Here is a 7880-nt window from a genome sequence, read left to right as displayed (position 1 = left end):
GACGCCCCGTCCCCGGGTTCGATTTCAGGTATTTCTCAAGGTATTGATGGTCACTTATGAAAAAAACGAAGTTTCGCAAGACGGGTATCGGGCTGGCGCTGGTGCTGGTCGCAGGCCTGGTGTTCTATGCGGTGCAGGCGCCGGCAGAGCCGCCGCAGTACCTGATCGCCACGGTCGAGCGCAGCGATATCGAGAACACGGTGCTGGCGACCGGGGTGCTCGAAGGCATCCGCCAGGTCGATGTCGGCGCCCAGGTTTCCGGGCAGTTGAAATCCCTCAAGGTCAAGGTCGGCGACAAGGTCAGGCGCGGCCAGTGGTTGGCCGAGATCGACCCGCAGGTGCTGCAGAACACCCTGCGCCAGGCCCAGGTCGATGAGGAAAACCTGCAGGCGCAACGGCGCGCGACCCAGGCCCAGCTCAAGCAGACCAAGGCGGTCTACGAGCGTTACCTGGGGCTGCAGAGCGATGCGGCGATCTCCCGGCAGGATTTCGAGACCGCCGAATCCAACTATGAGGTGCAGCGCGCCAACCTGGGTGCCCTCGAGGCGCAGATCAAGAGTGCACAGGTGCAGATCGACACGGCCAAGATCAACCTGGCCTATACCCGCATCGTCGCGCCGATCGATGGCGACGTGGTGGGCATCGTCACCCAGGAAGGCCAGACCGTGATCGCCAACCAGCTGGCACCGGTACTGCTCAAGCTGGCTGACCTGGACACAATGACCGTCAAGGCCCAGGTCTCGGAAGCCGACGTGATCCATATCAGCCCCGGCCAGGAGGTGTACTTCACCATCCTCGGCGAGGCGGACAAACGTTACTACGCCAAGCTGCGTGGCACCGAGCCGGCACCGCAGAACTTCGTGGAGACCCAGACCGCCGGCACGCCCAAGCAGAACACCGCGGTGTTCTACAACGCGCTGTTCGACGTGCCCAACCCCGACCATCGCCTGCGGATTTCCATGACCGCCCAGGTGCGTATCGTCCTCGACACCGCCAAGTCGGTGCTCACGGTGCCGGTCGCGGCCCTCGGCCCGCGCGACGCCGATGGCCGTTTCCCGGTGCGGGTGGTCGACGCCAAGGGCGTGGCCCATGAGCGCAAGGTGCGCACCGGGATCAACAACAACGTCAAGGTGCAGATCAGCGAAGGTCTGGCCGAAGGCGACAAGGTGGTGATCGGCGAACCGACGCCGGCGGTGGCGGGAGCCGGCCAATGACGCAGCCACTGCTGGAACTGCGCGGCATCAGCCGCAGCTTCATGGCCGGGGAACGTGAGTTCACCGCGCTGAAGAACATCGACCTGAGCATTCATGCCGGGGAAATGGTGGCGATTACCGGCGCCTCGGGTTCGGGCAAGTCGACCCTGATGAACATCCTCGGTTGCCTCGACTACGCCACCGCCGGCAGCTACAGGATCAACGGTCGCGAGACCCGCGACCTGGGCAGCGAAGAACTGGCCGAACTGCGCCGCGACTATTTCGGTTTCATCTTCCAGCGCTACCACCTGCTGCCGCACCTGAGCGCCATGCACAACGTCGAGATGCCGGCGATCTATGCCGGTACCGGCGAGTCCCGGCGCCATGGCCGGGCCCGCGAACTGCTCGGCCGCCTCGGCCTGGCCGCACACCTGGAGAATCGGCCGAGCCAGCTCTCCGGTGGCCAGCAGCAGCGGGTGAGTATCGCCCGGGCACTGATGAACGGCGGCGAGGTGATTCTTGCCGACGAACCCACCGGTGCGCTGGACACCCACAGCGGCAAGGAGGTGATGCAGATTCTCCAGGAACTGCATGCCGCCGGGCATACGGTGATCATCGTCACCCATGACCCCAAGGTGGCCGCCAACGCCGAGCGGATCATCGAGGTGCGCGATGGCGAGATCATCAGCGACCGGGCCAACGAGCGCCCCACCGACGAGACGGCGGGCACCCACAAGGCCACCCTGGCGTCCAAGAGCACAGGGCGCCTGGTGGCCGGCTTCGGGCTGTTCAAGGAGGCCTTCAACATGGCCTGGGTGGCGCTGATCTCGCACCGCATGCGCACGCTGCTGACCATGCTCGGCATCGTCATCGGCATCACCTCGGTGGTGTCGATCTCGGCCATCGGCGAGGGGGCCAAGCGTTATGTGCTCAAGGACATCCAGGCGATCGGCAGCAACACCATCGACATCTACCCGGGGACCAGTTTCGGCGACAGCCGGGCCAGCCGGATCGAGACCCTGGTACCGGCCGACGTGCTCGCGCTGAGTCAGCTGTACTACGTCGACAGCGCCACGCCCATGGTCGGACGCAACATGCTCCTGCGCTACCAGAACGTCGATCTCGATGCCCAGGTCAACGGAGTCAGTGATCGCTACTTCCAGGTTCGCGGGTTGAAGCTGGCGCAGGGCATTGCCTTCAGCGAAAGCGACGCCCGGCGCCAGGCCCAGGTGGTGGTGATCGACCACAACACGCGCAACCGCCTGTTCGGTCCGAATGTCGACCCGCTGGGCCAGGTGATCCTGCTGGACAACCTGCCCTGCACGGTGATCGGGGTCACGGCCGACAACAAGAACATCTTTACCTCCAGCAAGCAGTTGAACGTCTGGGTACCCTACGAGACCGCGGCGGGCCGCCTGCTCGGGCAACGCTACCTGGACAGCATCATGGTGCGGATCAAGGACGGGCAGCCGAGCAAGGTGGTCGAGGACAACGTGATCAAGCTGATGCAGCAGCGCCACGGCACCAAGGACTTCTTCACCAACAACCTCGACAACATCATGCAGACGGTGGACAAGACCAGCCGCTCGCTGGCGCTGCTGCTGTCGCTGATCGCGGTGATTTCCCTGGCGGTGGGCGGCATCGGCGTGATGAACATCATGCTGGTGTCGGTCACCGAGCGTACCCGCGAGATCGGCATCCGCATGGCGGTCGGTGCGCGCCAGTCGGACATTCGCCAGCAGTTCCTGGTGGAAGCGGTGATGGTCTGCCTGATTGGCGGGATGATCGGCATCTCGCTGTCATTCGGGATCGGCTACCTGTTCTCGCTGTTCATCAAGGAATGGCAGATGGTGTTCTCCCTGGGGGCGATCGCCACGGCGGTGATCTGTTCGACGCTGATCGGCATCGTGTTCGGCTTCGTACCGGCGCGCAACGCCTCGCGGCTCGACCCGATCGAGGCGCTGGCGCGCGATTGAGAGAGGCGGGGGGATCGCACGCTGCAATCCCCTCGCCGGTCCGCTGGCAGGAGACGGTTACACGGGCGTTGCCGGCACCACCGGCGCCGGCGCTTCCTCTGCCGCGTACATCCAGCGCATCAGCGAGTGGCGTCCGCTGATGCCCAGCTTGATGGACGCGCGCTTGAGGTAGCTCTCCACGGTATTGACCTTCAACTGGAGCATTTCGGCCAGCACCGGTGCCGTGCGCCCGGACAGCAGGCCGACGCAGACGTCCGTTTCACGGTTGGACAGTGTCAGCCCCGACTGCGCCAGGCGGTCGACAAAACGCAGGCGCAAGGCCTGCAGCCCCTGGCTCTCCATGTCGTCGAGTTGGCCGGGCTGACTGTCCAGCGGGGGCGACAGGGGTTGCAGGGCGCTGATGTGCTTTTCAACCATCGGCAGCAGCAGCGGGGAGAAGTCCTGCAGGATGCTCCTTTCCTGTGCGGAGAACTGCTGCGACTGGTTCGAACGGTACACCGAGAGGGTGTAGCTGCAGTCATCCTTGCGCCGGGTCAGGTGCAGGGCCGATTCCTTGGCGTTGGACGCCGGGGAGATCGGTTCGCCATGGGTGATGACCTGGCTGCCGGCATGGGCCGATAGGGGGGTGGTTTGCGGGTGTATCGGCAGCTTGCGGATGTGGGTGGCGTCGACTGACAACTGGGTGAGAATGAGGTCGTGCAACATCCGCGGAAAACGGCGACTGCCAGTGCTGGCGATGACCTTGCCAATTTGCGGGAAAAGCTGTTGTGAGTTCATCGATTCATCCATGAGTTTCAAAATCCGGAACATTTGCTTACCAGGAAACGAGCCTGGAGCAGCGGCCTTTACCATAGCCCAATTCCCAGTATTCCGCTCGGGAATACGCCCATGAAAATCGTTGATTTCATTTGTCCGGGCAGATCCCGTAGCGTGTCGCTCTCATTCCAAGGAGAGTCTGCCGTGAACGATGCCCGTCTGCGTTTGTATGTCGATGCCCAGTACACCAGTCCCTATGCCCTGTCGGTATTTGTCGCGCTGCGGGAAAAGGCCCTCGAATTCGATCTTCACCCCCTCGACCTGGACGCCCATGAGCAGCAGTCGCAGGCGTACGCCGGCTTGTCCCTGACCCAGCGGGTGCCGACCCTGGAGCAGGGGGGCTTCGCGCTCTCCGAGTCCTCGGCGATCACCGAGTACCTGGACGAACTGTTCCCGCAGGCACCGCTCTATCCACGCGATGCCCAGCAGCGGGCCCGGGCGCGGCAGGTGCAGGCCTGGTTGCGCAGCGACCTGCAGGCGCTGCGCCAGGAGCGTTCGACCCTGGTGATCTTCTATGGGCGCAAGGCTGGCCCGTTGTCGGCCGCCGGCGAGGCGGCGGCGCGCAAGCTGATCGAGGCGGCGCAGGTTCTGCTGGGGGATGGCAGAGAGTACCTGTGCGGCCAATGGTCGATTGCCGATGTCGACCTGGCGCTGATGCTCAACCGGCTGATCCTCAATGGCGACCCGGTGCCCGCCGGGCTGGCCGACTATGCCCGCCGCCAGTGGCAGCACCCGGCGGTGCAGGCGTGGGTGGCGCTGGAACGTCCGGCCCTGGGGTGATACAGGGGGCCTCCTGGCTCAACGGCTGGATGGCGCCAGCAGGGTTCTGACGACCTCGATCTCGGGGGCCACATGGCGGGCGCCTGGAAGCGCCAGCAAGGGGTGCTCCGGTCGGCTGGCAGCGGCACGGCCGACGATCAGCGTTTCGCCCCGCCATTGTCGGAACAGTTCGAACAGCGGTATCGATGCACAGGCCTTCGCTGAACGAAATGATGCTGCCGGATAACCGGTCGCCGTTTTTCAGCAGCAGCGTGTCGGCCAGTGCCGGCAGGGTTTCGTAGAGATAGAAAAAGATCACACCGATGCCGCAGAGCAACTTCAGCGGGCTGATCATGCTGGTGTCCTTGCCCCAGGCCGAGGCGGTAGCCAGCCACGCTCAGGGAGCGTGGCCTGGTGAGTGGCCGCGAGGCGATCAGGACAGCGCGATGCCGAGCCGGCCGACATACTCGGCCATCTTCGGATCGTTTCTTATGCCTTCGAGGAACTCCTGATGGAGCTTTTCGTTCATCGAGCGGGAGTTGAGGGCGGCGTAGGTGGACTCCTCGTCGACAAGACCGTTTCGTTCGTACAGGGCATCCATGTGGGATTGCAGCAGGTTGAAGTATTCATCTCTTTCCCCAGACGAAAGATTCGAAAACTTTCCATCCATGAACATTGATGTTCCATCTGGCCGGGTTATGACTTGGATCGCGAATTCACCCGACCATCCTGGCATCGCACCCACAGGAACAGGCGGATCCATCGCATCGGACATCTCGGCGCCAGCGGCGCTGATGCTGACCGGGTCAGAAGTGTTTTTCGTATTGCCGGGAGTTTCCAGTGAGAAGCCTTTCTGGCCTTGTTCTTGATGTGTCACTGATTTGGCCGTGGATGGATTGTATGTAGAGAGTGATAAACGGCTGTTGATGTTCATGAGGGTACCTTGCGTAAGAGGTTCTTTCGGTTTAGGTTGTGCGGTTTTAACTCCAGATGCGGTTTGGCGTCAGGATAAAGAGCGCCCTATCTGCCTGCCGTATTGGGCTGGCGATGGCGTCGCTCTCTCGGTTGCAAGAAAGTTGGTGCTGCTCTTTTGTAAGCGGATATTTAATATCTTTTGCTGGGACTTAATAACTGGCCGAATGGATGGGTTCTTTATTATTTTGAAGTAATAAAGGTTGTTCTGAGGTTGTGCGGGAATATGTGTGGGAAGTGGCTGTAGTCTTGATATTACAAAAGAAGGTTGCACACTGGACGCAGTGGAGGTTTGGCCTGTTTTCCAGGATTGAGGACCTATTCGCGGGCAAGCCCGGCTCCTACGGGAAGGTGTCGTAGGCAAGCTCCGTGAACGACGCCACCTTGGCGCCGGGCATGCTTGTCTTTGATCTACCGGCCCCGTTTCTGACAGGGCCGCGGCGAGAGCCTATGGAGGGGGCCGCCAGACCCGGAAGCAGCGGCCTTGTTGAAAGTCGCTCAAGCCCTGCGCGTGGAGCAATATTCCACAATCAGCCGAGTGACCGCCGCCACGATCGCCTGATCCGCTTCAGGTGAGGTGAACAGCCGAAATTGCACATCCGGCAAATCCGGCAGCCCCTGCTCGGCTCCAAGCACCGCCAGCCCTTGCCCTACCTGGCTGAGTGTCATGGGGGCGATTGCGAAGCCTGCGAGCGCCGCCGCCCGCAACCCGGCAGCGCTGCTGCATAACAGCGCCGTGCGTTGGGCGATGCCCGCCTGGGCCAGCCGCGTCAGTGCGGCCTCTCGATAAGGGCACGGCTCCGGGAACAGCGCCAGCGGCAACGGTGTCGGTAAGGCGGTGGCGGCCTGCGCTGGCCAAGCCCACACCAGTGGTTCCTGCCACAGCAGCAGCCCCGCTTCGCCGGTTTCGCACAGAGAACCGATGACCAGTTCCAGATGGCCTTGTTTCATCAGGCTCAGCAACGTGCCCGGAATGCCCACCTGCACATCGATCTCCAGGCCCGGGTACTGCGCCGCGAAATCCTGAAAGGTGCGCAATAACCGCGATTCGACAAAATCCTCGGACACCCCGATCCGCAGCCGTCCGTGAAACGGCGTACGCGTCAGTTCTGCCCAGGCATCACGGTTCAACACCAGGATCGTACGCGCATAGGAAACCAGGCGTTCGCCATCGGGAGTCAATTGCTGGGAGCGGGTGGTACGCGTCAACAGCGGTTTGCCAATCTGTTCTTCCAGCCGCCGCACGTGGCCACTGACTGCCGACTGCGTGAGGTGCAGCTTCTGGGCGGCACGGCTGAAACCTTCTTCATCGACGACCGTGACAAATGTCTTGAGCAGCAGCGTATCGAACATAGTTGTATTCGTGATGAGTGTCGTATTTATTTACGATTTATATTTTAAATCAAGCTATGTTGCAATGCGCGTATCGGTTCTGTTCACCCCCAACCCCCGAGGCGCGCCATGACGACTCTTCTGCATATTGAATGTTCTCCCCGCAAGCAACGTTCGGCTTCCCTTGAGGTGGCCCGCAGGTTCATTGCGCGTTATCAGGAACATGCCCCGGATACCGAACTCATCACGCTCGACCTTTGGCAGATGGCGTTACCGGAGTTCGACGACCTGGCCATGCAGGCCAAATACGCCGGGCTCAGTGGCACGCCCTTGACCCCCGCGCAACAGGACGCCTGGGACACCTTGAAAGCGTTGGCCAGTCACCTGCACCGCGCGGATGTGCTGGTGATGTCCGTGCCGCTGTGGAATTTCAGTATCCCGTACAAACTCAAGCACTTCATCGACCTGGTGTCGCAGAAAGACATCCTGTTCAGTTTTGACGCGGAGCGCGGCCTGCAAGGCATGCTGTTCAACAAGACCGCTGTGGTGATGTACGCCCGAGGCCTGGATTTTTCGGCGCAGTCGATCACGCCGGCCACACGCTTCGATTTTCAGAAGCCTTATGTGGAAGCCTGGCTGAAGTTTGTCGGCGTGATGGATGTGCATTCGGTGATTGTGGAGAAAACCATCCTGGGCGAAGAGGTTGATCGCAGCGCACGCGAAGCCGCGGTCCAGCAGGCCAGGGGTTTGGCAGACAGTCTGTGTCGCTGACGTTTCAGGAGCTTGATGGGCTTCAATTGAAAAAATCCCACTAGGCTGTGTACGAAATTGT

The 7880-nt window shown here is 61.9% G+C and carries 7 protein-coding genes; 4 read left to right on the top strand and 3 right to left on the bottom strand.

Annotated features, from left to right (window positions below; genetic code table 11):
- The first annotated feature begins 56 nt into the window (after positions 1-56).
- Positions 57-1214: a macrolide transporter subunit MacA gene (gene macA / locus PF66_RS26440; protein ID WP_054064278.1), complete on the top strand. Its 1158-nt coding sequence runs from the start codon at positions 57-59 to the stop codon at positions 1212-1214.
- Positions 1211-3169 (top strand): MacB family efflux pump subunit, encoded by a 1959-nt coding sequence (locus PF66_RS26435; protein ID WP_054064277.1) that lies wholly within the window; start codon positions 1211-1213, stop codon positions 3167-3169. Before macA ends, PF66_RS26435 begins: the two co-directional genes overlap by 4 nt.
- A gap of 57 nt (positions 3170-3226) precedes the next feature.
- Here PF66_RS26435 and PF66_RS26430 read toward each other — a convergent pair whose 3' ends face one another.
- Positions 3227-3946 (bottom strand): helix-turn-helix transcriptional regulator, encoded by a 720-nt coding sequence (locus PF66_RS26430; protein ID WP_054056569.1) that lies wholly within the window; start codon positions 3944-3946, stop codon positions 3227-3229.
- A 183-nt stretch (positions 3947-4129) separates the two neighbouring features.
- On the opposite strand from PF66_RS26430, the gene yfcF reads away from it, so the two are divergent.
- A complete protein-coding gene (yfcF, locus tag PF66_RS26425) occupies positions 4130-4765 on the top strand; it encodes a glutathione transferase (protein ID WP_054064276.1) in 636 nt (211 codons plus the stop codon).
- Positions 4766-5177: 412 nt separating this feature from the next.
- On the opposite strand, the gene PF66_RS26420 is transcribed toward yfcF, so the two are convergent.
- A complete protein-coding gene (locus PF66_RS26420) occupies positions 5178-5678 on the bottom strand; it encodes a hypothetical protein (protein WP_054060647.1) in 501 nt (166 codons plus the stop codon).
- Positions 5679-6214: 536 nt separating this feature from the next.
- Positions 6215-7069, bottom strand: coding sequence for a LysR family transcriptional regulator (locus PF66_RS26415; RefSeq protein WP_054060648.1), 855 nt, complete (start codon positions 7067-7069; stop codon positions 6215-6217).
- A 108-nt stretch (positions 7070-7177) separates the two neighbouring features.
- On the opposite strand from PF66_RS26415, the gene PF66_RS26410 reads away from it, so the two are divergent.
- On the top strand, positions 7178-7819 hold the full coding sequence (locus tag PF66_RS26410) for an FMN-dependent NADH-azoreductase (protein WP_054064275.1): 642 nt from the start codon (positions 7178-7180) through the stop codon (positions 7817-7819).
- The last annotated feature ends 61 nt before the right edge of the window (positions 7820-7880 follow it).

This window comes from Pseudomonas asplenii, from assembly GCF_001293465.1.
Lineage (GTDB): Bacteria > Pseudomonadota > Gammaproteobacteria > Pseudomonadales > Pseudomonadaceae > Aquipseudomonas > Aquipseudomonas fuscovaginae_B.
Note: the sequence above shows the minus strand (reverse complement) of the source record. Positions and strands in the feature narration are given on the sequence as shown.

Bases quoted from the DNA above. Each gene is read 5' to 3' on its own strand.
- PF66_RS26410 (WP_054064275.1), top strand. From the start codon at position 7,178: ATGACGACTCTTCTGCATATTGAATGTTCTCCCCGCAAGCAACGTTCG.
- PF66_RS26420 (WP_054060647.1), bottom strand. From the start codon at position 5,678: ATGAACATCAACAGCCGTTTATCACTCTCTACATACAATCCATCCACG.
- PF66_RS26415 (WP_054060648.1), bottom strand. From the start codon at position 7,069: ATGTTCGATACGCTGCTGCTCAAGACATTTGTCACGGTCGTCGATGAA.
- PF66_RS26435 (WP_054064277.1), top strand. From the start codon at position 1,211: ATGACGCAGCCACTGCTGGAACTGCGCGGCATCAGCCGCAGCTTCATG.
- PF66_RS26430 (WP_054056569.1), bottom strand. From the start codon at position 3,946: ATGAACTCACAACAGCTTTTCCCGCAAATTGGCAAGGTCATCGCCAGC.
- macA (WP_054064278.1), top strand. From the start codon at position 57: ATGAAAAAAACGAAGTTTCGCAAGACGGGTATCGGGCTGGCGCTGGTG.